Here is a 24,604-nt window from a genome sequence, read left to right as displayed (position 1 = left end):
CTTCCCGAATCCACCGGTTTTTGAAGGGGAAGCCTCCTTTCCCGCCGTCTAATATGCAAATCGGGTGAATGCCCGCCCAAAGCGTGATACAATAAGTTTGCTGTCATCATACATCCGGTTTCAGGGTCTATGGACAGCAAGCTTTTTTTATTGTATAGAAAATAATACACCGTGTATTTTTCGGGGGGAGCTCGCTGCTTCCTGTTGGAGCTTGGTGTTAAGTTCAATTGCGTGAGCGGCTCAACGGAATGGGTGAAGCTGGGCTGCGTTTATGGGGAGGGAATTTATGCTTTCGGGCTGCCCGGGAGCATGCGGAGCCCTTGATCCACGTAGATATAACTGGGGGATACAGAGATGAATAGTTGTTGGCAGAGTGGTTTATTTTTATATGGGAAATAACTATGATGGAAGTAGGAAAAACGGTAGTGCGATTGGTTCCAGGGAGGAGGCTACCATGAATCACAGACCACGGATCCTGATCCTTACAGCGAGTTACGGTGACGGACATATACAGGCTGCCCGGGCACTGAAGCAGTCCTTTCTTGCCCGAGGTACGGACCAGATTCTTATTGTCGATCTCATGAAAGAAGCGCACCCGCTTTTGAATACAATTACAACCACCTTATATTTAAAAAGCACCCAGACCTCCAAATTCGGTCTTGATTATTACGGCTGGAGCTATTATATGACCCGGGAAACCAAGCCGGACCTGGCATGGAACCGGTATTTCAATATTATAGGCAGAAAAAAACTGAAGGAAATTATCGAGGAAGAGCGCCCGGATGCGGTCATCAATACGTTTCCTTTCGGTGCGACACCGGAGTTGTGCCGAAGCATGGGCATTCCATGCTTTACGGTCATTACCGATTTCGCCCTCCATTCCCGCTGGATTCATCCGGAGATGGACAAATATTATGTTGCCGCGGAAGAGCTGAAGAAGCAGATGATCTCGCTGGGGCTTGCCGAACGTCAGGTGGAGGTAAGCGGCATTCCGATCCGGAGAGACTTTATCCAGTATGACCGATCCAGTCCGAATCCTTTCGAATCGAGGCTGGACCCGGGGAAGCCTACGATCCTTATTCTGGCAGGCTCCTACGGGGTGCTCGGCAACGTGGAGGAGATGATCCGCTCCATTCTCTCTATCGAGGAGTGCCAGGTAGCGGTCGTTTGCGGCAGAAATCATAAGCTGGAGCAAAAGCTGCTTATGCAGTATGCGGGCCGTGATGATGTACACATTTTTGGATTTTTGGATAATATACATCAGTTAATGGCCATTTCTTCCTGTATTGTGTCCAAAGCGGGCGGTCTTACGCTGTCGGAATCGCTGGCTCTGCAAATTCCTATTTTTATATTCAAGCCTTTTGCCGGTCAAGAAAAGGAAAATGCCGTTTTCCTGGAGAGCAAGAAGGTGGCGTCCATCTCAGGCAATCTGGAAGAGCTGACGGAGCAGGTAAGACAATTTTTGTCAGAGGAATACCGATCTGTCGATATCAAGCGTCGCATGAAGCTGCTGCATCCCAAATGCGCGGCAGACTTTATCGCTGACGATGTGCTCAGCACGATAGACCATAAGGTGATTGTAGGCTCATAAATATTTCGCATGGAACAGGGGATAACTAACTTATAGGTTATAGGGAAGAAGGTGGAACACCGATGACAGCCTCTTCTAAACGATCCTTTGCCGCGCATATGCTATTGTACGGAATTATTTTATTTCTTGTTGAGTTCGTCCGGGGGGCCTTTCTCGTCTCCTTCCTGCCGACGTACGCGGTACATGCGCTGGGCTTTACCGTTACGACGGTGGGCTGGGCCGTCTCGGTCCATTATGTCACCGATACATTCATCAAATGCTATGCCGGGTATTTGCTGGACCGGTTTCCGCTCCGATTGATCGTGCCGGCCGGACTCGTTGTTTCCTTGGGCGGGCTGTGGCTGCTGTATAGTGTAAAGTCCTTGTGGCTCCTTATCGGGGCCTCCGCTTTGTTCGGTATCGGCATGTCGCCGATCTGGCTTGTCTGCCTGAGCAAGGTTAGACCTGAGCATCGCGCGGAGCATATGGGACTGCTGTACACCTGCTGGCTTGCCGGGCTAGGGGCGGGTCCTGTCGTACTCAACTTCATTATGGACATCAGCTACTCCATTTCCTATTGGTGCATGATGATATTATGGGGAATCAGCCTGCTCTTGTCCTTTTTTATTTCGAACAAAAAAGCATCGACTCCTGAGCAAATTCCTCTTCGCGATCAAATCTCCATGCTATGGGAGCGGCTTCGCACGATGAAGTCCTTACTCCCCGGCATGACTCTACAAACAACGGCAGCAGGGATGTTAGTCCCTGTATTGCCCGGCTTTGCGTCCAAGGTTCTTGGCTTCAATTATTCCCAATATTCTTATTTGCTCATTGCCGGAGGCGCGTTCACGGTTATGGCTCTGATTCCTATGGGCAAGCTGTCGGACCGGTTCGGGAAAAAGTGGTTTCTCATAGCAGGCTTCACCGCCTTTGCGGTCATCTTATTTTTGCTCACCTTTGCCAAATATTTGTGGCTCTCGCTGCTGCTTGCGGCTTTATTAGGCATATCCTATGCGGCGGTACTCCCGGCCTGGAATGCGCTTCTCGCCCAATATGTTCCCAAAAACAATCAGGGCATGGGATGGGGACTCTTCTCCAGCGTGGAAGGGATCGGGGTCATTATCGGGCCGGTGCTTGGAGGCTGGATTGCCGACACCTTCAGCGAAAGCTTCACCATCATGACCAGCGCCGTGCTGTTAGGCTTCATTGCGGTTTACTATTTCGTGGCTCCTCCGGAGGGAGCGGGAAAGATGGCTGCACTTAAGAAGTAGGAGGGTGAGTTCAAATGGGTTACTTCGTCTGGATGGTTGTCCTTGTGCTGGCTTTGTACACGATTATTCCGACGCTCCTGGTTCGGTTGTTCGGCTGGGGGGCCTACCGGAAAGGAAACGCGGACCGAACGGTATTCCTCACCTTCGACGATGGCCCGGACCCGGATTATACCCCCCGGCTGCTGGATTTGTTAAAGCGGTATCAGATTCGGGCGACGTTCTTCGTTCTCGGTTCGAAGGCAGTCCAGTACCCGGGGCTGATCATGCGAATGAAGGAGGAAGGCCATCTGGTCGGGATCCATAACTATTCCCATTGGACCAATGCCTTCATGACGCCAAGAAGAGTGCGCAGGCAGCTGAACCATGCCGTCGAGGCCATTGAGAGCATTACCGGCGAAAAACCGGTCTATTACCGGCCGCCCTGGGGAATTATCAATCTGTTCGATTTCATGCTGTTAAAAGATTTTCGCCTGGTGCTGTGGTCTATGATTGTAGGGGATTGGCGGAGCCGCGGAGGCACCGTGAAGATCAAGCACCGGCTTCTGTCGCGCTTCAAGGATGGCGCAGTGATCGTGCTTCATGACAGCGGCCAGACGATAGGAGCGAATTCGGACGCGCCGGAATATATGCTGCAAGCCCTGCATGCCTTTATTGAGGAAATGCAGCGGAAGCAGGTTACGTTCCATACCGTAGATGAGATTGGCTGGTCTAACGAGCAAATGGATAGCCTTAGCTGGTACAAGCGGCTCCCGTTATCGCTGTGGCTGAAATGGGAAGGGCTCTACCATTCCTGGTTTGAGCTGGAGCCTGTCGATCCGGACAACCGGCTGCTCTATTACCGGGTGTGCACCTATCACGGCAAACGTATCGCGCTTCCGGACGGAGAGGAGATCCGCAAAGGGGATCGGGTGATTGAGCTTCATTTCAATAATGAAATGATGTTCCGCATCGCCATGGACACCCGTTCGATGATGCAGCTGGCCGTCCAGCTGGTACGCGCGGTGCAGCAGATTATGCCCAAGATGACCGAGCGATTCATGAATGATGAGACGACGAAGGATGTCAAAGGAATATACGGCATCACGATGATCAACCGGGGACCTAAGCAATTAGGCTTTACGGTAACCGATTTGCCCCGCGGAATTTTTTTCGTACTGACTAAGCTTTATTTGCGCACGCTGCTGGTGGTCGTCCATCCTCAGGGCAAGAAGCGGCTGGAGATCAAGAAGGAGCTTCTGACACCCAAAATTTTGGCCATATCGACCAAGGAGCTGCAAAAAAGATATTCCGTTTCCCCTGGTACATAACCGCGCCCTGTTAGGGCATATTATCCCTGATCTTACATTCTAGGATGAAGGGGTGACATGCTTGTGAAACGATTGGCCATGCTGACCGTTTCGCTGCTGCTGTGTGCTGTGATGGCTCCGTTCGCCGTACACGCTGCCGATGCTATCTATGGGGGAGACCCTTACCATTTCGGTTTCAAGAAAAGCAGAAATCAGCAGCTGGCGTCCATTAACGAGGAGGGCTTCAAGGATATTATCCAGAAGAATGAAGCGATCTTCCTGGGGGATGTGACCCAAAAAGAGCTGTACTTGACGTTCGATAACGGCTACGAGAACGGCTATACGGGGCGAATCCTGGACGTTCTGAAGGAGCATAAGGTTCCGGCCATCTTTTTTGTGACAGGGCATTTTGTCAAGGATCAGCCGGAGCTGGTGAAGCGGATGGTGGAGGAAGGACATTTGATTGGCAATCATTCGTGGAGTCATCCCGATATGAGCCAAATATCCAACGAGCGCTTGAAAGAAGAGCTCGAGAAGGTGCAGGCGGAGGTCGGCAAGCTGACCAGCCAGAAGGAAATGCATTACCTGCGTCCGCCGCGCGGCATATTCAACAACCGGATTCTTGCGGAGAGCAAGAGCCTCGGCTACACGAGCGTATTCTGGTCCGTTGCCTACCGCGATTGGGACCCTAAGACGCAAAAAGGCTGGAAGTACGCTTACGATAACGTCATGAGCCAGCTGCATCCGGGCGCCGTCATCCTTCTGCATTCCGTCTCCAGCGACAACGCAGAGGCGCTTGGCCGTATTATTGCTGCCGCCAAGGAGCAGGGGTATGAGTTCAAGAGCCTGGATCAAATGCAGAAGAAGACGTATTAAAACAGCCCGGCAGGCTGAGAGTCCTTACGGCAATAGTCCATATTTATGAAGCTCCTGCAGAAGGAGCTTTTTTTCATTTCTAAAAGCATCGGATGAGTTCTCTCCTTTGGGCCTGTTATGTTTTTTTAATGTTTTGCCCGTTTTTTTTATTCGATTGTAACGGTCTGCGGAGTAATCTATCTCTAGAGTCTTTCAGCAAGCAAAATAATGAAATCCAAAGGAGAGATAGTTGATGATAAACCGCAAAAAATTCGCAGCATGGGTCATTACAACGGCTGTCGGCTTGTCCGCCATCGTACCTGCAGTCTCCGCCGCAGTCCAATTTACCGATAATGGAGCTGCAGCAGCCTACAAAACGGCTGTAGAAGAATTGGCGAAGCAGGATGTCATCTCCGGCTATGGAGACCAGGAGTTCAAACCGAATCAAAATGTAACGCGCGCCGAGCTTGCCAAGATGGTGGCCCTTGCGCTTCACGTAGAATTGAATACGACCGGCAAGCCTGACTTGTCCGATGTAGCCTCCAGCGATTGGTACCAATCCTATGCCGCAGCCCTTGTCAGCATCGGTGCCATGAAAAGCGAGGACGGCAAATTTCAGCCTAACAAGCCTGTCACTCATGAGCAATTAGTTGAGATCACGGCAGCGGTATTGAAGGTCGACGCCGAGCAAGTGAAGGGCCAGTTCGGCAGCGCATTCGCGAGCGGCAAGTTCGCAACCCGCGGAGAAGCCGCCCTGCTTGTTTATGCAGCGCAGCAAATCGCTCCGATTCAAATTACAAGCATTACACCGCTGAATGCTATCACGCTGCAGGTTACGTTCTCTGCGCCGCTTCCCAAAGAGAACACGGATGTGGATAAAGCCAAAGCGAACATTACGTTCGACAACGGCTTGAAGATACTGAACATCCCTCAATTGAAGTCCGGAGCTACCCAGACCTACATCGTTCCCGTGACACCGCAAAAAGAAGGCACGACCTACACGATGAGCTACAAGGGCAGCACTTCGATGACGTTTAACGCGAATACGGAAAAGCTTCCGCTTCGTTCCGCACAGCAAGTGACAGCGGATACCTTCGAGGTAGAATCCAGCCTGGAGGATGGGGTAGCCGACTACGGTTACGTGGTCGCTTCTTACAGCTCCAGCCGCAAAGGCGCGTTCATTGTGGACGAGAACAACATGTACAACGGCAAACAGTACAAAATTCTTTCTTCCATGAGAGATAAGCAGGTATACATCACTCCGGAGGGCGGAGAGACGATCGTTGCGAACTATGTGCCGTTCACCCAGGCTACGGACGGCAGACAGGCGCCTAAGTTCCGTCTGCCGAACGGTCAGAAGCTCCAGGCGGGCGTAAAATATACGGTGACCTCCGATTGGGCTACTATTGCCAGCGGCACGTTCACGGCCAAGGAAGTCGCTCCGCTGACCATCCAATCGGCGGCACAGGTGAATGAGACCTCCATTGAGGTGACATTGACACAGGATCCTAAGGATGAGCTGTTTGCACTGCGCAGCGTGACGCTGACTCCGGCAGGCGGAGGAACGCCAATTACGGCTCAATACAAGCTGACCAGCCGCAAAGGGGCGACAGGCACGTTTGATTTGCAAAACGGAGCGAAGCTGGCCGCTGGAACGACTTACACAGTAGCCCCTGCAGGAGACTGGGCAACCGCTGCGGGAGTGAGCCTGAGCACGAAATAAATAACCATAGGTTAATTAAATAGGTGAAAATACGGAGCGGCCTGTCGGGAATGGGCCGCTCTTTTTTCCTATGGCGGCCAACAGAGAATAGGTTGTGCAGGATGAAAAAAGAAGAGGTGAAGCTTGTGCTTAATCATCGGATGAAAAAAAGAATCATGACCGTCATTGCGGTTATCGGGGTCATGCTTGCGATCATGGGATGTTCCCCGCAGCGGGGAATGGAAGGGACGTCCGCTCCCGCAGCGGAACCATCCCCGATGCCTGCGGATCCTGCAGTAAAGGCGCCGGAGAAGGTGGAGCCCGAGCTGCGGTACACCCTGATGATCACGCATTCCAAAAGCGACTACATCTCCTTTACGGATGGGGAGAAAGGAATAACAGACAAGGTCACGGCCGGTGCGTTTCCATTCGGGATCGCCTTGGATGAGACGCGCCGTCGTGCTTATGTGTCGACGGCGGAGGGGGTTGCGGTTATGGATACCAAGCTGCACAAACGCTTGGCTTTGGTTCCATATGAGTCCCATATTAAGGAAATAAAATTCGGGGAATATCGTCCCGGCGGAATGGGCATCGCCGTATCTTCGGATGGCCGTTATGTGTATGTCGGTGTCTACTTGCCGGGCCAGCCCAGCCGGCTGGAAATCATGGATACGGAGAAGCTTGCGATGACCGGAAGCGTTCCGGTAGGGATCAGACCGTTCGATGTGGCTGTGAGCCATGACGGAAGTGAAGTGTACAGCATCGACCATGATTCCTACACCGTTACGATAGTGAATCCGCAAAAACTTACGGCGCGGCAGGTGAAAGCAGCGCCTTTCGGCACGGGAGGAGGGGGCTTCGAAAAGCCGCACTACGCTATCGTAAGGGAGGATGGACGGCTGCTGCTTCCTTACCAAGGAAGAGGCCTCGTCGTTCTGGACCCAGCTGCGGGAACGTCGGAGACGAAGCCTTTGACCGGGAATACGCATCAGGAGGGAGTAAGCCTGACGCCGGACGGCAAGAAGATGCTTATTGTGGGGAACGGGGCCGCCGGAAGCGCGACCGGAAAGCCGAACTTGACCTTGCTGGACATAGGGACGATGGAGGAACGGATCCTTCCTTTGGACCGTCCCCACCAGATGGTGGCGAGCAGTCCGGACGGACGTCTGGCTTATTTGACGGGAGGAGTTACCCTTACCGGCACCGGCTGGGACGGGCTTACGGTGGTAGACTTGTCCGATGGGACTTCGAGGGAGCTGGTTCTGCCGGATTATCCGCTGGATATTGCCGTTGTAAAGGAATCGCAAAATTGACCGGAAAAAGGAGCTGCAGAGGGCTCCTCAGGCTGTCGATAAACCCTGTTTTGCGCGAAATATGCTATAGCGGAGGTGGGGTATGCCCTGGAGGAGTTTACGTCCGCCTTTGAAGCCCGTGAAAATACCGCTAAATATAATGACATTTCACGGGTTTCAACAGCGGCCGGAGGGGCATATCCCACTGGACTATATTGGAAATAGTTCAAGCTCTATAGGTTTCTCGACAGACTCAGGAGCTGCAGAGAGCTCCTTTTTCCTTTGTGATGAGGCTAAACGAGGGGATGCCGAAGGTTATTTGACAACCGGCACATCGGTAATGGAAATGATATTCGCATCGATCAAAGGCGTAACGTCCAGAATGCGGCCTTTAGAGTCGATTTCGACGATTTTCATCACATAGTTTTTTCCATTAATTTCAAAATAGGCGTTATTTCCCGATCCCCCGCTGCTGCTTTTAATTCCCTTCTTGCTAAGCACATCCAGCAGGTCGAACAAATACACGCGAGTGACGCCATTCGTTGTTTTTGTCTCGCTATTGCTGCTCTTCTCCGGCTCTTGTTTGTTCTCCTGGGTGCTCTTCACCGATGAGGAATTCACGATTTTTATATCAGCCAGCGTTATAATTTTTGCCTCAAGCAAAGGAGTGACGTCCAGAATAAGGCCGTTCGAATCGCTGCCCATCGTCTTCAACGTGTATACCTTCCCATCGATTTCGAAGCTCGCCGTATCCCCCGAGCCGCCTCCTCTGTTTTTGATACCTTTGTTGGCGAAGGTGTTCAATAAATCGCTTAAATAGACCGGGTGCGTTTGTGCAGTGTCCGGTGTGCTTTTCTTCTCGGGCTCCGGCTTCGCCGCAGGAGGAGCAGGCGGAGTGACAGGCGTGCTGACAGGGGCCGTGAGTTCTATGGTGCGTGTCTCTTCTTGATAGACAAGTTCATAGCCTGTTAGCTTGGCCACTTCTCTAACCGGCAAATAGGCGGTTCCTTCGTATACGAGAGGAGTCGTCTCCAGCGGTTTTTCCGCGCCATTCACCTTGAACACGAATTTGGCGAATACCGCCTGGACCTGTTTTCCGATATCTTCCGACGACGCGAAAGCAGTTGCTGCTGATCCGATCAGCATTCCGGCAGTTAGACCGGCGATTAGTTTTTTCATTGCTTAACAGCTCCTGTTCTATATGGGTTTCCATAATGTGGACGAAGGCAAATGGGATAAAGTTACATATATTACAGGTTTTTTATAAAATAAAAATGAGGCTTTATCCTCGAAGCTGATTCAGATGCCTTGTTGGAGATCCGCATAATATCAAAAAAAGGGGACCGGCTAAAAGCACGGTCTCCCTTTGTATAAACCCATAGGATGAGCTGCAAGGCTTCGAGGGCCCTTTAGGAGAGGGTAACCTCCACACCCAAAGCGCTCAGCCGGTCCCAATAATCCGGGCAGGTTTTGGATACGCAGCCCGGATCGGCAATTCGGATGCCGTCCGCTTTGACGGCGATCAGCGACAGAGCCATAGCGACGCGATGATCGTCGTACGTATCAAGCAGGGTAGGCTGCGGCTTGCCCGGGTACACCGTCAAGCCGTCCGGGTGCTCCTCCACCCGGATGCCGAGCTTGCCGAGCTCGGTGCAGATAGCGGCAATCCGGTCGCATTCGTGATGCCGGATATGAGCTGCGTCTGTGAGCGTAATAGGGGCATCGGCGAAAGGAGCCAGCGCGGCGATCGTCAAGGTCTGGTCGGACCACCGCTTCATGCTGGCCGTGAACCCTCCCTTAAGCCGGGGGGTCCCGGCCACTTCGATGAACCCGTCTCCGCGGACAACGGTGCAGCCCATCCGTTCAAGCACGTCCAGGATCTCTATATCCGGCTGGCGGGTCCGGTCGGAAATGCCCTCGATGCGGACGCGTCCGTTCGTCTGTGCCGCTAACGACCAGAAGTAGCAGCACGTAGAGACATCCGGCTCCAGAGCCAGGGACTGGGCTTGATACTTGCCGGGCTGGACGAGGACGGATTGGCCGTCCGCCGACGGCTCTGCTTCGATGCCGAAGGCCCTCATCATATCGAGCGTCATTTCGACATAGTCACGCTGTACGACGGTGCCCTCGATTTGCACGGTCAACGGCTCGCGGGCATAGGGCGCCGCCAGAAGCAGCCCGCTGATGAACTGGCTCGAGACATTGCCGGCTATGCTGACGCCGCTCCCCCGAAGACCGTTCGCATGAAGGGTTAGCGGCAGCCTTCCCTGCTCCGCTTCATAGCGGATATCGGCGCCGAGCGCGGACAACGCATCCAGCAGCGGGGCGAGCGGTCTTTCGCTCAGCCGCGGATTGCCCTGCAGCTTCCACGTACCGCGGCCTGCCGCCAGCGCACCGGGCAAGAAGCGCGCGATGGTACCTGCCGCCCCGAAGTACAGCTCGCCTTCGCGGTTCGGCCAGTCTCCGCCCGTGCCATGAATGACGGCCGTCTCTTCCTCAACCTCGATGTGAACCCCAAGCTGACGCAAGCTTTCGATGCACCAGTACGAATCATCGCTTTTCAGAATCCCTTCAAGACGGGAGCTTCCTTCCGCCAGCGCCGCAATAATAAGTGCGCGGTTGGTCAGGCTCTTGCTTCCCGGGATGGTAATATTCGCCGTTATCGCCGATTGAGGCGGAACGATGCGAACCTCTTGCTTCCCCTTGCAGCGGGACCAAGGAGAGCGAGACTCCCGCCCGTGCGGCTGACCGATCGTATGTTCCATATTTCAACATCCCCTCTACATTGAATGCTTGATGTAATCTGATTATAATAGGGGAAATGAAATAGATGAAATTTCAATTTCTTTATAATGACATAGAGAGGACTTATATCATGATCAATCTGGAATGGTACCGCATTTTTTATCATACGGCGAAGGCGGGGAACCTGACCAAAGCGGCGCAGGAGCTGTACATCACACAGCCGTCCGTCAGCTATGCGATCAAGCAGATGGAGGAGACCTTAGGGGTCAAGCTGTTTCATCGGCAGTCCAAGGGCGTAAAATTGACGGTAGAGGGCCAGGCGCTGCTGGAATATGTGGAACCCTCCTTTTCTCTCTTGGATGCCGGAGAGGCCAAAATAAACAATCTCAAGCGGCTCACCGGAGGGGAGCTTCGCGTCGGCGCGAGCGATTCGCTGCTTAAGCATATGCTGCTTCCGCATCTGGATTCGTTCCACGCGGATTACCCGGATATACACATTCGGCTCTCACACGGCAAAACGCCGGATATTGTGCACAGACTCAAAGAAGGGCACATCGATTTCGGCATTGTTCATATGCCGATCGTCGACCCGATGCTAGAAGTGACGGCGCTCTCCGTCATTCAGGACTGCTTCGTAGCCGGCAAAGCCTACAAGGAGCTGGGGGAGCAGCCGTTGACGGCGGAGAAGCTCGGAACACTGCCGCTTCTGCTTCTGTCGCAGGGAAGCAGCACGCGCCGGTTCGTTGAGCAGTGGTTTGCCGGCCAGGGGGTTGCTGTTGAAGCGGATATTGAGCTCGGCAGCATTGATTTGCTGGTAGAGTTTGCCCGCCGAGGCTTTGGTGTCGCCTTCGTAACGCGTTCCTTCGTTCAGGATGAATTGGCGGCGGGCAGCCTGACCGAGCTCCGGACGACCGAGCCCGTTCCTTCCCGCTCGGTCGGCATAGCCATTCGTAAGGACATGCCTCTGTCGTTAGCGGCTTCGCAATTTCTTATGACGCTGCGGAGCGGGTTTCCGGCATGGAACGCTGCCCGGTAAGTCGTCCTTGTACATTAAAGGCCCGCTGCAGGTGATATCCGCATCGGGCCCTTATGATTTATTCCCCCGCCTTAGCCATGTAGCCTACCCCCGGGTAAGTGACGATCAGGCTGAGCTTCTCGTCGGCCTGCTTCAGCTTCTGGCGAATACGCGCTATCGCGACGCGCAAATATTCCACATCGTCGCGGTATTCGCTTCCCCAGATATCGCTTAGCAGCTGCTCGTGGGTCATGACCTTGCCGGCGTTTTGAAGCAGCAGAACGAACAGGTTGTATTCGGTTTCGGTGAACTTGATTTCGCTTCCGGCAAGCCAGGTCCTCCTTTGAGCCAGGTTCAGCGTCACGGGACCAAGACGAATCTCGCTGGAGCCTGCCGTCGCGGGCAGGGCCGTGCGTCCATCGATCCTTCGAAGCACCGCATTGACACGCGCGAACAGCTCGTCGAGAGAGAACGGCTTGGTCAAGTAATCGTCCGCACCTAGGTTTAGCCCCCGCACCTTATCGCTGGAATCGCTGCGCGCTGTCAGGATGATGACAGGTACATTGGAGAAGCTGCGCAGCCGCTCAAGCGCCTCGAAACCGTCCATCCCCGGCATCATGATGTCAAGCAGGAGCAGGTCCGGGTCAAAGCTGTCTATCATGTTCAGAGCCTCCGGCCCGCTGGCGCAGGCAGCGGTCTCATGGCCTAATGATTTCAGATTGGCGGAGATGAACCGAATTATCTTCGGCTCGTCATCCACGATGAGAATTTTATGCTTCTTCATGCCCATCTCCATTCTTCCATTCGTATTTGGGTACGGAAAGGGTAAAGACGCTTCCCGCACCCGGCGTGCTTTCGACGTGAATAGCTCCTCCATGGGCCTCGATGATGCCCTTGCTTATGGCGAGGCCCAGACCGGTTCCCCCCGTATGCCGGCTGGAGGATACGTCGACCCTGTAGAATCGGTCGAAAATATGCTCCAGATGCTCAGGCTCTATCCCGATGCCGTTATCCTGGACCCGGATGTGAACGAATCTGTCATCAGTGGTCGCGGATAGACGTATGACCGGCTGGCGCTGATTATAACGGATCGCATTGGTGAACAGATTGACGAGTACCTGCTCCAGCCGCAGTCTATCGGCAAAAAGCAGCGGCAAATCGTCGCCGAGCTCCAGCTCGAACGCGGCATGCAAGGCTCCGGTATGCTGAGGCATCCGCTCAATGGCGCTCTGTACGATGGACTGGACGCGTACAGGCTGCAGATGGACCCGCAGTGCCCCGGCCTCGATCTTGGAGATATCAAGCCACTCGTCGATCAGATCCTGAATGCGCCCGATATCCTCGCGGATTCCTTCCAGAAGCTCCTGCTTAAAGTCTTCATCCCAGGATGCGTCCGGCCGCAGGAGCGTTTCGACGCTGCCCCGAATGCTCGTGATAGGTGTCTTGAATTCGTGCGAAGCGAGAGAAATCAGATCGTTCTTGAGCGCATCGACCTCATGCTCCTTCGTAATATCGCGCCATACGTAGCCCCGGCCGAAGCTGTTCTCCCCGCTGGACACCTGAAAGGCGGCAACCGAGATAAAGCGCTCCTTGCCGCCGGTCCCTATCGCCTTGAATTTGGCGTGGGGCCGTTGCTTCTGTGTAAAAGAGGTCCAATCCTCGTCCGGCTCAGGCAGCAAACCCGTCATGACGTGGAACAATTCCTCTTCTGGCATTTCGAGCAGCTCCGTGGGCTTCAGTCCGAACATGTCCGTCATACGGCGGTTAAAGTAGACGACCCGCCGGTTTGTATCAATAAGCACTATCGCGTCCGACATGCTCTCGAGCACGGCGTTTAACGTCGCGTGCTCATGACGTATGCTGTCGAGCAGCATGTCATTTTGGACTAGAATGGCGATGGTTCCGGACAGCGTATGCAGAAACTTGCGGTCGCTGTCGCTTAAGGTGTCCGTATCGCTGTGTACGACCAATTCGCCGAGAGCCAGGCTGCCCGTTTGAATCGGGATGACGCTGACGCTCCGGTCCGCGTCGGGGACATCTGCCGAGGCTTGCGTTTCGTCCTCCCAGCCCTTAAACCGCCCCAAGCCGGAAGAGCCCGTGTGAGGGAACAGCCTCAGCCGGATTTCTTGATGAATCAGCCTGCGCAGTTGAACCATGCTATCTTCGATGACCTCGTTTGCGTTCTTCCGGGCAGGGACGGGGGTAAGGAGCGTATTGACGATCTCCAGCTCCTGGTTTTTGCGAAGAAGGCTCTGGGTCCGCTCGGCGACGCGGCGCTCCAGGTCGGCGTTCAGCTCGATGAGCGCACGCTGGTTCTCCTTGATTTGACCCGCCATCCGGGTGAAATGATCAGCCAGCATATGAAGCTCGTAAGGCACTCCGCGAGAGGTGATGGAGCGGTCAGGCTCGGGAAAGACCTCATCGGTTAGCCTTCGGGTATAGCCTACCAAGGCATGTATGGTATGGGTCAACCGTTTGGCCAATAGCGTGCCTACAATGACGGTCAGCAAGAGCGTGATGACCAGCAGCAGAAAGGTCGTTCGGAGCGAATCGGTAAAAGCGGCATTCACGGCCTTGTAGGACCTTGCTACCAGCACGGTCCAATCCAGATCGGGGATCGTCGTATAGCTTACAAGCTCGTCTGCGCGGTTGACGCCGGAGCGGTAGATTCCCTGTCCTTGCTTCTTTGCCCTGGCCTCTTGGACAGACGGTTCATTGGATAGATCGGTCAAGGAATCGGTCAGTTCCCCGTCAGGGTGGTAAATGGCTTTCCCGCTGGCATCCAGCACGACAGGATAGGCATCGGTGCCGTAGTCATATTTGGTGACCAGCTGTGCTACAGCCTGCATATCCAGCACGCCGACGATGAGCCCGTCCCACTGCTTTTGCTCGTTATAGACAGGAGCTGCTATGGCTATGGCAGGTTTGTTCGCACCTTCGATACCGCGAAACAGCGGTGTGATAGTCGTTGACTCGGATGCTTTCACTTGATTAAAATAATCCCGATTCCTAACATCGATTCCGAACAGCGCCGGCTGCTGGCCGGATCCCGGGTCGGGGTATATCGAAGTAACGGCACCATTGCGATTCACAACGAACAGCCTTGAGAAGCTGGGCAGATTCGTTTTGACGGATTGCAGCTTCAGCGTCATGCTCTCGCGGGTCCGAAACGGCGGGCTGGACGCGCTGATGGTAGCCGCTACCGTCTCTACGGCATTGCGATGGTAGTAGGTGTAGGTCTGCACGGCGTCTGCCAGCCGATAGGTGGTCTGCATTTGCGTTTTATTATAATCATTCGTAATGTTTTTGATTTGCTGGACCTGGATGGTGCCAAGGACAAGGATGGGAATAAGGGCGACTATGGCAAACGTAATCGTCAGATGAAGCCGCATTGAGAGTCTTTTCACAGGTTCCTCCAAAAATTTTTTTCAAGTACCGCTTTACCCCTTTATTGTAGCATAAATGCAGTATTTTCAAGCGTCGAGCTCGTGTTACTTAAAGTGACAAATTAAATACGAATGAAGGAAATATTCTCGCATCAATTGTCAAATTAACAAAAAAAATATAAACTTATGTTAGTTAGGAAAAAAAGGAATTATAAAACGATATCCAGGAGGTACATCATTCAATGCTTGAGACAACTGTGACTGAAGAGAATCTTAACCCGTTTAAGATCGCCCAACGCCAAATTGAGAAGGCCGCTTCCCTGCTGCAGCTGCCTGAAGAAGTCGTAGAGATTTTGAAACAGCCGAAACGCGTGCTGTCTGTTACTTTCCCTGTCAAAATGGATAACGGCAAAGTAAAAGTATTCGAAGGCTACCGTTCCCAGCATAACGATGCAGTAGGACCTACCAAAGGCGGCATCCGTTTTCATCCGGACGTTACTTTGGATGAGGTTAAAGCTTTGTCCATGTGGATGAGCTTCAAGTGCGGCGTTGTCGGCTTGCCGTACGGCGGCGGTAAAGGCGGAGTCATCTGCGACCCTCGCGAGATGAGCAAAGGCGAGCTGGAACGTGTCAGCCGCGCTTTCATGGAAGCTATTCATGAGATCGTTGGTCCGGAAAAAGACATTCCAGCGCCAGACGTTTACACCACTCCGCAAATCATGGGCTGGATGATGGATACTTACAGCCGCTTGAGAGGTCATAACTCTCCAGGCGTTATTACAGGTAAACCGCTTATTATCGGCGGCTCCAAAGGCAGAAACGAAGCTACGGCCCGCGGCTGCGTATTTGCTATTCAAGACGCTCTGCACGATATGGGTAAAGCGACAGAAGGCGCTACGGTAGCTATTCAAGGCTTCGGTAATGCTGGCCGTATCGCTGCCCGCTTGCTGGCTGAGCTTGGCTGCAACATTGTAGCTGTCAGCGATTCCCGCGGTGCGATTTACGATCCGGAAGGCTTGGATTTGGCAAAAGTGGAGCGCTTGAAAGACCATTCCAACATTTTGGAATATGGCGATTCCCACATCATTCCTGCAAATCAATTGCTTGAGCTGGATGTAGATATCCTGGTTCCAGCAGCATTGGAGAACGTTATTACTTCCCACAATGCATCTCAAATTAAAGCAAGCATCATTGCAGAAGCGGCAAACGGACCTACTACACCGGAAGCGGACGCTATCCTGTTCGAAAAAGGCGTGAAGGTTATTCCTGACATCCTGGCTAATGCCGGCGGTGTAACCGTTTCTTACTTCGAATGGGTACAAAACCTGATGAACTACTACTGGAGCGAAGAAGAAGTAAACGGCAAGCTGAAAGTGGCTATGTCCGATGCTTATCGCGCCGTACAATCCTTGGCTACCCGTTACAAAACCGACCTGCGTACTGCAGCTTACATGATCTCCCTGGAGCGTATCTCCAAAGCGATGGAAGCTCGCGGCTGGGTATAATCGTTCTGCACTTATTATATATTATTTCAAGGCATCCCGTACCAGGGGTGCCTTTTTCCGTCCCGGGAGCCAGTCTAGGCATGTTATCCGCAGCTGCCTTATATACTAAAGTATTCAGACCATCACGGATCATGAGTAAAGAGGTGCTGCGAACATGCTTCACATTGTCGCTTGTATCAAACAGGTACCGGATACGAAGATCATCAAGATGAACCCGAAGACGAACACGATGGATCGGGCCAGTGCACCGGCGATTTTGAACCCGTATGATGCGCACGCGGTAGAAGAGGCGGTCCGCCTGAAGAGAAGGTATGGAGGCAAGGTTTCCGTATTGACGATGGGCCCTCCCCCGGCGGTGAAGGCCATCAAACGCTGCATAGAAATAGGAGCGGACGAGGGGTATCTGATTACCGACCGCGCGTTCGCCGGAGCGGACACGCTGGCAACCAGCTACTCGCTCACCAAAGCATTGGAGAAAATCGGGAAGACCGAGCCGATCGATCTGGTCATCTGCGGCAAGATGACGATTGACGGGGACACCGGACAGGTAGGGCCAGGTATTGCCCGCAGGCTGGACATCCCGCCTCTGACCTCGGTGAACAAGGTGGTGGAAATCAATAAAGATGGAGGCCATATCATCATTCACCGCAAGCTGGAGGACGGCTATGAGGTGATCCAATCGACACTGCCCTGCCTGCTCTCCGTAGAAAAGGATATCAACGAGGTCCCGTATTCCCCTCTTCCCAACGTCATCAAGGCGGCCCGGTACCAGCCTCACATATGGTCGGTTAACGACTTGGAGGATGTAGACCGCTCCCAACTGGGGCTGAAGGGGTCGCCGACCATCGTTTCCTCCGTATGGGCGCCCCAGAAGCCTCAAGGCGGGGAGCTGCTGGAGGGAACAGCAAACGAGCAGGTCGAGAGGCTGCTCGGTATTTTGCTAGAGCGCAAGGAATTGTTCCAGCTTGGGGGTGGAGCTTCGTGAGCTTTGAAGATTACCGTGGCGTCTGGGTGTTTATAGAGGAGAAGGACGGGGTTATAGCTCCGGTATCGCTGGAGCTGCTGGGTGCAGGAAGACGATTGGCCGATAAACGCGGAACAGAGCTTGCGGGAGTTTTGATCGGGGATCAGGTGAAATCGCTTGCCGCAACGGCCTTTGAGTACGGGGCAGACACGATGTATGTATATGATGCTCCTGTTTTCAAGCATTACCGGACCGAGACCTTTATGCGGGCATTACTCGATTGCACGCAAAAATATAAGCCGGAAATCATTCTGTACGGGGCTACTTCCACGGGGAAGGACCTGGCGAGTGCGGTTGCGACCGACCTGCCGACCGGGCTTACGGCCGATACGACCATTCTCGATGTTGAGGAGGATACGGGCTTGCTGCTTGCCAGCCGGCCGGCGTTCGGAGGCAACATTATGGCGACGATTCTTTGCAAAAAGTACCGTCCGCAAATGGCCACTGTACGCCCGAAAGTCATGAAAGCGCTCCCCAGGGAGGCTGGCCGTACCGGCAAGCTGATCGAGGAAACGATCGCTCTTAAGGAAGAGGACGTAAGGACCAAGGTGCTGGAGATTGTCCGCGAGACGACTCATAAGGTGCGCATTGATGAAGCGGATATTATCGTAGCCGGAGGCAAAGGGCTCGGCAGCCCGAGCGGCTTCCAGCTCGTTCATCAGCTTGCCGATGCCTTAGGCGCAGCCGTCGGTGCCAGCCGGGATGTCGTCGAGGCGGGCTGGATCGAGCATCACCATCAGGTGGGGCAGACGGGGGTTACTGTCACGCCCAAAATTTATTTTGCTATCGGGATCTCGGGAGCGATTCAGCATATTGTCGGGATGCAGAATTCTGGCCTCATCATAGCGATCAACAAGGATCCGTCCGCTCCGATATTCCAGTCCTGCCACTATGGAATCGTTGGCGATGCCTTCGAGATCGTACCGTTGTTGATCGAGCAGTTCACCAAGGCACTGGGCAGAAAGGAGGACGGCTATGTCCGAAAAGTTTGATTGTATCGTCGTCGGGGCCGGGCCTGCGGGAATCGCCTGTGCCTATGAGCTTGCCAAAGCGGGGGTTAACGTGCTGCTGTTGGAGCGGGGCGAATATCCCGGCTCCAAGAACGTCATGGGCGGCGTCCTGTACCGCAAAATGATGGAGGATGTCATCCCGGGATTTTATAAAGAAGCGCCGCTCGAACGGCCTATTGTGGAGCAGCGGTTCATGATGCTCGACAAGGAATCGGCCGTCACCTTCGGCTATAAGGGGATGGAATGGGGGCGGGAGCCCTACAACAATTTTACTGTACTGCGCGCCAAGTTCGACCAATGGTTCGCTCAAAAAGCCGTTGATCATGGCGCTCTGCTGATTAACGAGACGGTAGCGCTGGAATGTATCGTAGAGGATGGGCGGGTCATCGGGGTCCGCACGGACCGACCGGATGGAGATATTTACGCTGATGTGGTCGTACTGGCCGATGGTGTCAACTCGCTGCTGGCCAAGTCGCTAGGATTTCACAAGGAGTTCAGGCCCGATGAAGTGGCGTTGGCGACGATGGAGATCATCAAGCTGGACCGCAAAGTCATCGAAGACCGCTTCAACCTGGAGGAAGGCCAGGGCTGCACGATCGAGCTGTTCGGCGACGCGACGAAGGGGATTCTGGGCACCGGCTTCCTGTACACGAATAAAGATACGCTAAGCATAGGCGTCGGCACACTACTGTCCGGGCTCATCAAGCATAAAATAAAACCATATGAGCTGCTCGAATACGTCAAGCAGCATCCGATGATACGACCGTATTTGCAAGGAGGGGAACCGCAGGAATATTTGGCCCATCTTATCCCGGAGGGAGGCTATTACTCGATGCCGAAGGTGGTCGGCAACGGGGTCCTTGTCGTCGGGGACGCCGCACAGCTCGTGAATGCGATTCACCGTGAAGGCTCGAATATGGCGATGACATCGGGACGCTTGGCGGCAGAGACGATAGTGATGGCGAAGCAAGCGGGCAATTTCTCCGAAGAGATGCTCGATCATTACCGGCAGCGGCTGATGGAAAGCTTCGTCGGAGAGGATTTGAAGAAATACAAGGATTCTACGCATCATTTTGATAAGTTCCCGCAATATTTCGAGGAATACATCCCGATGATGAACCGTGCGGCCAGCCAAATGTTCACGGTGGACGGTACCTCGAAGCGGGAGAAGCAAAAGAAAATATGGCGTGACATCGGCACCGTCAAGCAAAAGCTGAAAATAGCGCGGGATATGTACCGGGCATGGAAGGTGATCAAGTAATGAGCGATCAGGCGAAAGGCCAGTCCATCGAAGAAAAGCAGTATCTTCTGCGCTTTAACGCGGATACGAAGTCTCATCTTACCGTCTTGGATGCGGATACCTGTTTGACGAAGTGCCCGGATAAAATATGCACGATCTTCTGCCCGGCAGAGGTGTACAAATGGGAGGAGATCCGGATGCATGTCGGCTATGAGGGCTGTCATGAGTGCGGCAGCTGCCGTATCGGCTGTCCCCACCAGAATATCAAATGGGAATACCCGAAAGGTGGTCACGGAATCGTCTTTAGACTGGGGTGATCCTTATGCTGTTTGAGGTTGGAGACCGGGTTGTGTTTAAGCTCGATGGAGCTCGGGGCATTATTGTGGAAGCGGAGCAGGGCATATATCACATCATATGGGAGGATCATTTCAGCAGCTGGGAGAAGGAAGAGGCGCTCGAGAGAGTGAGGGATTAAGGTTTACCGTGCGATCAAAGGGCCATTCCGGAGCAGCTGTCGCTGCCAGGTGGCCCTTTTTAGCGCCGCGATCGGAGCTGGACACGAATTTGGATATTTTCTCCTGATGCAGCCTCATTTCTTCTGCGGACAGAGAACTCGTGTTAAAGAAGCTGACTTCGTCCTTTAAGTCGATGCGGACCAAATAATCGAGATCGGACGGAATGGCCTTTCGCATACGCACCAACAGATGCACCTCCCTCTCGTTTCACGGACTTATAAAGCTTTGGTCATCACAACACTTTCCCCTTCGTGCCGGGCTGCAGCATAACCCTTATGAGTGTAAAATCCGACCGCATCCGCCCAATGTCCAAGAGTTTTGAGTATGATGGCGGAGTACCCTTTATGCCGGGCCTCTTCCTCCAGCGCTTCAATCATCCGGCTAGCATAGCCGTTTCTTCGATGATCCTTCTTGACCGACATGCGGACAATTCTTCCGGTAGTCTCATCATAGGGGACAAGAGCGCCGCAGCATACGGCTTCACGGTTCATAATGCCAACCAAAAAGACATGCCCCTGATTCGTATAATGGTCCATAATGTCATCCAGATCAGGGTTCAGCGTCGTATCCAGAAATCCGAAGTGCTCGGCCAATCCTTCGAGTACGAAAGCTTTCACTTCCGCTTGATAAGCCGGGGTAAAGGGTTCTATTTCCAGTAATGCGGATGGTTTCATATAGCTTATCCCTCTCACTTTTGATTCAAATTATGATGGCTTCAGCGAACATAAGCGGTGACATGGTTCAAGCTCTCTATGTCTTTGGGGGCTATTTTTAAAGTGGCGGTCGCTATCCCTGTTCCCCCGTAAACATATGGATAACGCTGGATGCCTCTATCGATAATAGTCGGCAAGCCGTGCCCTATTAAGGGAACGCTTCCCACCGCATATCCGATCCTTTCCTGTACCTCTTTGGGCTTGACCAGCTTAAGCTCCTCCCCGCCTGGGACAACAGCCTTGACTTCCTCGAAGTCGACTTTTCCGTAATCCCCGGACAGGATCAAAGCGTACAGGGTTGTCCCCGATTGCAGGATCAGGGTCGGCGCCGTCTGACCAAGCTCGATACCGAAATAATCGGCTCCGTCTTGAGCGGATCGTATAGGCTCGGGATGGTGAATGATTTCAAAATCCGCTTGCTGCTCCGTTAACATGCGGGATAGTTTCTCCATAAGGGCCGCTCCTGTCAATTCTTTATTTTATAGGTTTAATGCAACGATTCCCGCAATACCTGCAAGAGAGAGCATGGCTCCTCCGAAACGGGTCGAAACGATATACACCTTCGATGGTTCTGTTGCATCATTCGATTTCCAGCTTTCGGTTAGGGTCCAGATGATAGAAGGTTTGCAGATCATGAAAACGCCCAGCAGAATAAGCAGCACTGAAAGTACCATTCAGTTGTCTCCTTTCGTCAGGGATAACCGTAGTGTAGAGACGGATGCGATTGCGTTCAGCAGGTGCATCTCATGTTATAGGTGGTATGAATTAATGTATTCGTGAAAAGAAGCCGGTTTCCTTTTTATTGGAAAAAGAGGGATTGTACAGGTTTGCCTTTATATGCGGATAGGACTGACAAACGTTCGTCTTTTCACCCATAAACCGAACTTTGATTGGATCGGATGACCGATTTTTGCAAAAAATACGAATGAAGGGATGAATAGTCCTTGACAACGGTAGTGATTTGCTTTACCATTCGTAGTGGCAATGAAATAGGGCTTACATTAATCACTGTTCGTATATCTTCGGCGATATGGGCTGAAGGTCTCTACAAGGAACCGATAATTCCTGACTACGAGTGGGCGGGCTTTCCGCATCCATTCGGGGTTGGGATTTTTTTATGCGCAGTGGAGCAAACTGATTCCAAAAGGATGGCGGAGTTTTCCAAATGCATGGAGCAGCCGAACAGTCTGCTTTTCTTGTGCTGGGGAACGGGTATGCCCGATAAAGGCTGGCATAAACTTTCTTAACTGTGGAGGGACAAGAACATGAGCAAGCGTTACGACGTCATTATTGTTGGAGCCGGACCGGCAGGGATTTTTGCCGCATATGAATTGCTGTTGAAAGCGCCGCACTTGAAGGTGCTGTTAATTGATAAAGGCCATGATATCGACAGCCGCCGCTGTCCGATCCTGGAGGAGAAGATCAAGCTGTGCCCGCCGGCTGCGGGGAAAAAGGAGTTTGCAGGCTGTCTGCCTGCCTGTTCCATTACAGCCGGGTTTGGCGGCGCGGGAGCCTACAGTGACGGCAAATTTAACATCACGACGGAGTTCGGCGGCTGGCTCACGGATTATTTGGCGCCGTCGCAGGTGCTGGACTTGATCCAATACGTCGACCGGATTAACCTGAAGCACGGGGCGCCGGAAACGATTACCGATCCCATGACGGAGGTCGTCCGTTCAATTGAGCAGCGCGGCTACGCGGCGGGCTTGAAGCTGCTGCGCGCGCAGGTGCGCCATCTGGGCACAGAGAAAAACCTGGAAATTCTCCAATCGATCAATCAATACCTGAAGCAGCATATCGATATGCTGTATAAGACGGAAGCAGCCGATATATTGACCGTAAAAGAAAACGGCAGCCACCGGGCCGCCGGCGTCGTCCTGAAGAACGGCGAGGAGATCGAAGCCGATTATGTCATCATCGCCCCGGGCCGTGACGGATCGGCCTGGCTGACGGATATTTTGAAAAAACGCCGGATTCCCATGTTCAACAACCAAGTCGATGTCGGTGTCCGCGTAGAGACGTCCGATGTCGTCATGCGCGAAATAAACGAGCATTTGTATGAAGGCAAATTTATTTATAACACTTCGGTCGGAACGCGCGTCCGTACGTTCTGCAGCAATCCTTCCGGCCATGTCGTGGTTGAGAATCACAGCGGTGTTATGGCGGCTAACGGTCATGCTTACAAGGACCCGGCGCTTGGCTCCACCAATACGAACTTTGCGCTGCTTGTTTCGCACCGGTTCACGGAGCCGTTCGATAAGCCTAACGAATACGCTAGAGAAATATGCAAACGGGCTAACGATTTGTCGAATGGCGGCGTTATCGTCCAGAAGTATGGAGATATTATTCGCGGACGGCGGTCTACCGAAGGGCGTATCAAGGAAGGCTTCCTCGAGCCGACGCTCAAGGAGGCGGTTCCCGGAGATTTGGGGCTGGTGCTTCCGTACAACACGATGAAGAGCTTGATCGAGATGGTAGAAGCATTAGATAAAGTGACGCCGGGAATTGCCTCGGAGCATACGTTGTTTTATGGCGTGGAGGCTAAATTTTATTCGGCCCGGCCGAAGCTGAGCATGCATTTGGAGAGTGAAATTGGCGGCCTGTACTGCGGCGGCGACGGGGCTGGGGTAACAAGGGGCCTCGCTCAAGCGGGTGCGGCCGGTGTATGGATTGCCCGTTCGATTGTGGAACGGACAGGAAGCAAGTAAGAATTGAGAGTCGGAGTCCAGGGTGCCTGGGAATCCGGCTCTTTTTGCTGGTTGGGGAAGGTAAAGAGAGGCTAGGTCCATGCCCCGAGTAGGATTAACCGTTGTATCTGGTGGGAGGTTTGATTCTCCTATGCCGAATAAGACATCGGGATCCTGCCTGATGTCTTAACAGCGTCTCTATTTTTTTCCGCCTGTGTCAGGGTGCTGCGGGCTTTCATAGAAAGGAGAAATAACGGTCGGAATGATCGATCAGATAAGAGCGTTCGAGTCCGTTACATACTTCACTTTGACGGGAGAAGAAACGGCCGCCCTGGTATTGTGAGGCCAGGTCCATAAGCGATGCTTTGCCTGCCGTATATCGTTCCAGCCCCCAATCCGAATGGTGCTCGTGAACGAAATGAATGGCCTCGGCTACAGAAGTACCCTTTAATTTTCCGAATACGGATGTCCATTTAATAAAATCAAATTGCGGCTCTCTCACGGGCAGAGCGCAGAGTCCCCAACCGTTGACCCCGGAGCTGGAGATTTTCAATAGGCAGGCGGTACGATCCTGTGCAGCAGCTGCTCCCTGGATCGTCTGGTATGCCAGCCGGTCAAGCTGGAACAGTTCGATGGATCGGATAGAGGAGTCCCTGATCCTGGAATGGTTCAAATCCAGTTCGGTATCGACGGGATGGGGCATAGACAAAATACACTCCTTTTTAGTTCAAATCGTTGTATCAGCGGCGGTCGCTTTATGAAAAGAAGCCCCGAATAGAGAATTCTAC

22 protein-coding genes and 1 riboswitch are annotated in these 24,604 nt (G+C 53.2%); of the genes, 13 read left to right on the top strand and 9 right to left on the bottom strand.

Annotation, left to right across the window (positions count from 1 at the left end; translation table 11 throughout):
- Positions 1–454 precede the first annotated feature (454 nt).
- The 6 genes from ABEA66_RS04940 to ABEA66_RS04915 all read left to right on the top strand — a co-directional run bounded on the left by ABEA66_RS04940 (position 455) and on the right by ABEA66_RS04915 (position 7,997).
- Entirely contained in the window at positions 455–1,591 is a 1,137-nt protein-coding gene (locus ABEA66_RS04940; RefSeq protein WP_179136040.1) for an MGDG synthase family glycosyltransferase, read from the top strand.
- A gap of 62 nt (positions 1,592–1,653) precedes the next feature.
- Positions 1,654–2,841, top strand: coding sequence for an MFS transporter (locus ABEA66_RS04935; RefSeq protein ID WP_345586581.1), 1,188 nt, complete (start codon positions 1,654–1,656; stop codon positions 2,839–2,841).
- Positions 2,842–2,855: 14 nt separating this feature from the next.
- Positions 2,856–4,148 (top strand): polysaccharide deacetylase family protein, encoded by a 1,293-nt coding sequence (locus ABEA66_RS04930; RefSeq protein ID WP_345586579.1) that lies wholly within the window; start codon positions 2,856–2,858, stop codon positions 4,146–4,148.
- Between the two features lie 57 nt (positions 4,149–4,205).
- Positions 4,206–5,003: a delta-lactam-biosynthetic de-N-acetylase gene (gene pdaA, locus ABEA66_RS04925; protein ID WP_345586577.1), complete on the top strand. Its 798-nt coding sequence runs from the start codon at positions 4,206–4,208 to the stop codon at positions 5,001–5,003.
- A 232-nt stretch (positions 5,004–5,235) separates the two neighbouring features.
- Positions 5,236–6,705 (top strand): S-layer homology domain-containing protein, encoded by a 1,470-nt coding sequence (locus ABEA66_RS04920; protein ID WP_345586575.1) that lies wholly within the window; start codon positions 5,236–5,238, stop codon positions 6,703–6,705.
- Between the two features lie 101 nt (positions 6,706–6,806).
- The gene (locus ABEA66_RS04915) at positions 6,807–7,997 is read left to right on the top strand and encodes a YncE family protein (RefSeq protein WP_345586573.1); all 1,191 of its coding nucleotides are present in this window, start codon (positions 6,807–6,809) and stop codon (positions 7,995–7,997) included.
- A 294-nt stretch (positions 7,998–8,291) separates the two neighbouring features.
- On the opposite strand, the gene ABEA66_RS04910 is transcribed toward ABEA66_RS04915, so the two are convergent.
- Both ABEA66_RS04910 and aroA read right to left on the bottom strand, forming a co-directional pair.
- Positions 8,292–9,155: a stalk domain-containing protein gene (locus ABEA66_RS04910; protein WP_345586571.1), complete on the bottom strand. Its 864-nt coding sequence runs from the start codon at positions 9,153–9,155 to the stop codon at positions 8,292–8,294.
- Positions 9,156–9,385: 230 nt separating this feature from the next.
- Complete coding sequence (gene aroA / locus ABEA66_RS04905; protein WP_079911205.1) at positions 9,386–10,741, bottom strand: 3-phosphoshikimate 1-carboxyvinyltransferase; 1,356 nt, start codon at positions 10,739–10,741, stop codon at positions 9,386–9,388.
- A 110-nt stretch (positions 10,742–10,851) separates the two neighbouring features.
- On the opposite strand from aroA, the gene ABEA66_RS04900 reads away from it, so the two are divergent.
- Entirely contained in the window at positions 10,852–11,757 is a 906-nt protein-coding gene (locus tag ABEA66_RS04900; RefSeq protein WP_079911468.1) for a LysR family transcriptional regulator, read from the top strand.
- 58 nt (positions 11,758–11,815) lie between these two features.
- Here the strand turns inward: ABEA66_RS04900 and ABEA66_RS04895 are convergent, their stop codons facing one another.
- Both ABEA66_RS04895 and ABEA66_RS04890 read right to left on the bottom strand, forming a co-directional pair.
- Positions 11,816–12,520, bottom strand: a complete 705-nt coding sequence (locus ABEA66_RS04895; RefSeq protein ID WP_079911466.1) for a response regulator transcription factor — start codon at positions 12,518–12,520, stop codon at positions 11,816–11,818.
- Positions 12,507–15,143: a sensor histidine kinase gene (locus tag ABEA66_RS04890; protein WP_345586568.1), complete on the bottom strand. Its 2,637-nt coding sequence runs from the start codon at positions 15,141–15,143 to the stop codon at positions 12,507–12,509. The genes ABEA66_RS04895 and ABEA66_RS04890 overlap by 14 nt, the downstream gene beginning before the upstream one ends.
- A 221-nt stretch (positions 15,144–15,364) precedes the next feature.
- On the opposite strand from ABEA66_RS04890, the gene ABEA66_RS04885 reads away from it, so the two are divergent.
- The 5 genes from ABEA66_RS04885 to ABEA66_RS04865 all read left to right on the top strand — a co-directional run bounded on the left by ABEA66_RS04885 (position 15,365) and on the right by ABEA66_RS04865 (position 20,218).
- Positions 15,365–16,627, top strand: coding sequence for a Glu/Leu/Phe/Val family dehydrogenase (locus ABEA66_RS04885; protein WP_079911203.1), 1,263 nt, complete (start codon positions 15,365–15,367; stop codon positions 16,625–16,627).
- Between the two features lie 154 nt (positions 16,628–16,781).
- The gene (locus ABEA66_RS04880) at positions 16,782–17,612 is read left to right on the top strand and encodes an electron transfer flavoprotein subunit beta/FixA family protein (RefSeq protein WP_079911202.1); all 831 of its coding nucleotides are present in this window, start codon (positions 16,782–16,784) and stop codon (positions 17,610–17,612) included.
- Positions 17,609–18,643, top strand: a complete 1,035-nt coding sequence (locus ABEA66_RS04875; protein ID WP_345586564.1) for an electron transfer flavoprotein subunit alpha/FixB family protein — start codon at positions 17,609–17,611, stop codon at positions 18,641–18,643. The genes ABEA66_RS04880 and ABEA66_RS04875 overlap by 4 nt, the downstream gene beginning before the upstream one ends.
- Positions 18,627–19,922, top strand: coding sequence for an FAD-dependent oxidoreductase (locus tag ABEA66_RS04870; RefSeq protein ID WP_345586562.1), 1,296 nt, complete (start codon positions 18,627–18,629; stop codon positions 19,920–19,922). The genes ABEA66_RS04875 and ABEA66_RS04870 overlap by 17 nt, the downstream gene beginning before the upstream one ends.
- Positions 19,922–20,218, top strand: coding sequence for a ferredoxin family protein (locus ABEA66_RS04865; RefSeq protein ID WP_179136039.1), 297 nt, complete (start codon positions 19,922–19,924; stop codon positions 20,216–20,218). Before ABEA66_RS04870 ends, ABEA66_RS04865 begins: the two co-directional genes overlap by 1 nt.
- A 111-nt stretch (positions 20,219–20,329) precedes the next feature.
- On the opposite strand, the gene ABEA66_RS04860 is transcribed toward ABEA66_RS04865, so the two are convergent.
- Genes ABEA66_RS04860 through ABEA66_RS04845 form a run of 4 tightly spaced genes read right to left on the bottom strand, consistent with a single transcriptional unit; the run spans position 20,330 to position 21,803 of the window.
- Complete coding sequence (locus ABEA66_RS04860; protein WP_345586559.1) at positions 20,330–20,599, bottom strand: hypothetical protein; 270 nt, start codon at positions 20,597–20,599, stop codon at positions 20,330–20,332.
- Positions 20,600–20,631: 32 nt separating this feature from the next.
- The gene (locus ABEA66_RS04855; protein ID WP_345586557.1) at positions 20,632–21,090 is read right to left on the bottom strand and encodes a GNAT family N-acetyltransferase; all 459 of its coding nucleotides are present in this window, start codon (positions 21,088–21,090) and stop codon (positions 20,632–20,634) included.
- 41 nt (positions 21,091–21,131) lie between these two features.
- Positions 21,132–21,581: an aminoacyl-tRNA deacylase gene (locus ABEA66_RS04850; protein WP_345586555.1), complete on the bottom strand. Its 450-nt coding sequence runs from the start codon at positions 21,579–21,581 to the stop codon at positions 21,132–21,134.
- Positions 21,582–21,608: 27 nt separating this feature from the next.
- On the bottom strand, positions 21,609–21,803 hold the full coding sequence (locus ABEA66_RS04845; protein WP_079911196.1) for a DUF6199 family natural product biosynthesis protein: 195 nt from the start codon (positions 21,801–21,803) through the stop codon (positions 21,609–21,611).
- Positions 21,804–22,121: 318 nt separating this feature from the next.
- Positions 22,122–22,221, top strand: a riboswitch (purine riboswitch).
- Positions 22,222–22,394: 173 nt separating this feature from the next.
- On the opposite strand from ABEA66_RS04845, the gene ABEA66_RS04840 reads away from it, so the two are divergent.
- A complete protein-coding gene (locus ABEA66_RS04840; protein WP_345586552.1) occupies positions 22,395–23,837 on the top strand; it encodes an NAD(P)/FAD-dependent oxidoreductase in 1,443 nt (480 codons plus the stop codon).
- A gap of 214 nt (positions 23,838–24,051) precedes the next feature.
- Here the strand turns inward: ABEA66_RS04840 and ABEA66_RS04835 are convergent, their stop codons facing one another.
- Entirely contained in the window at positions 24,052–24,525 is a 474-nt protein-coding gene (locus tag ABEA66_RS04835) for a hypothetical protein (RefSeq protein ID WP_345586550.1), read from the bottom strand.
- Positions 24,526–24,604: the final 79 nt, after the last annotated feature.

Source organism: Paenibacillus vulneris, from assembly GCF_039543185.1.
Lineage (GTDB): Bacteria > Bacillota > Bacilli > Paenibacillales > NBRC-103111 > Paenibacillus_S > Paenibacillus_S vulneris.
The sequence above is the reverse complement of the archived record's forward strand: the minus strand, read 5'-3'. Positions and strand labels throughout refer to the sequence as shown.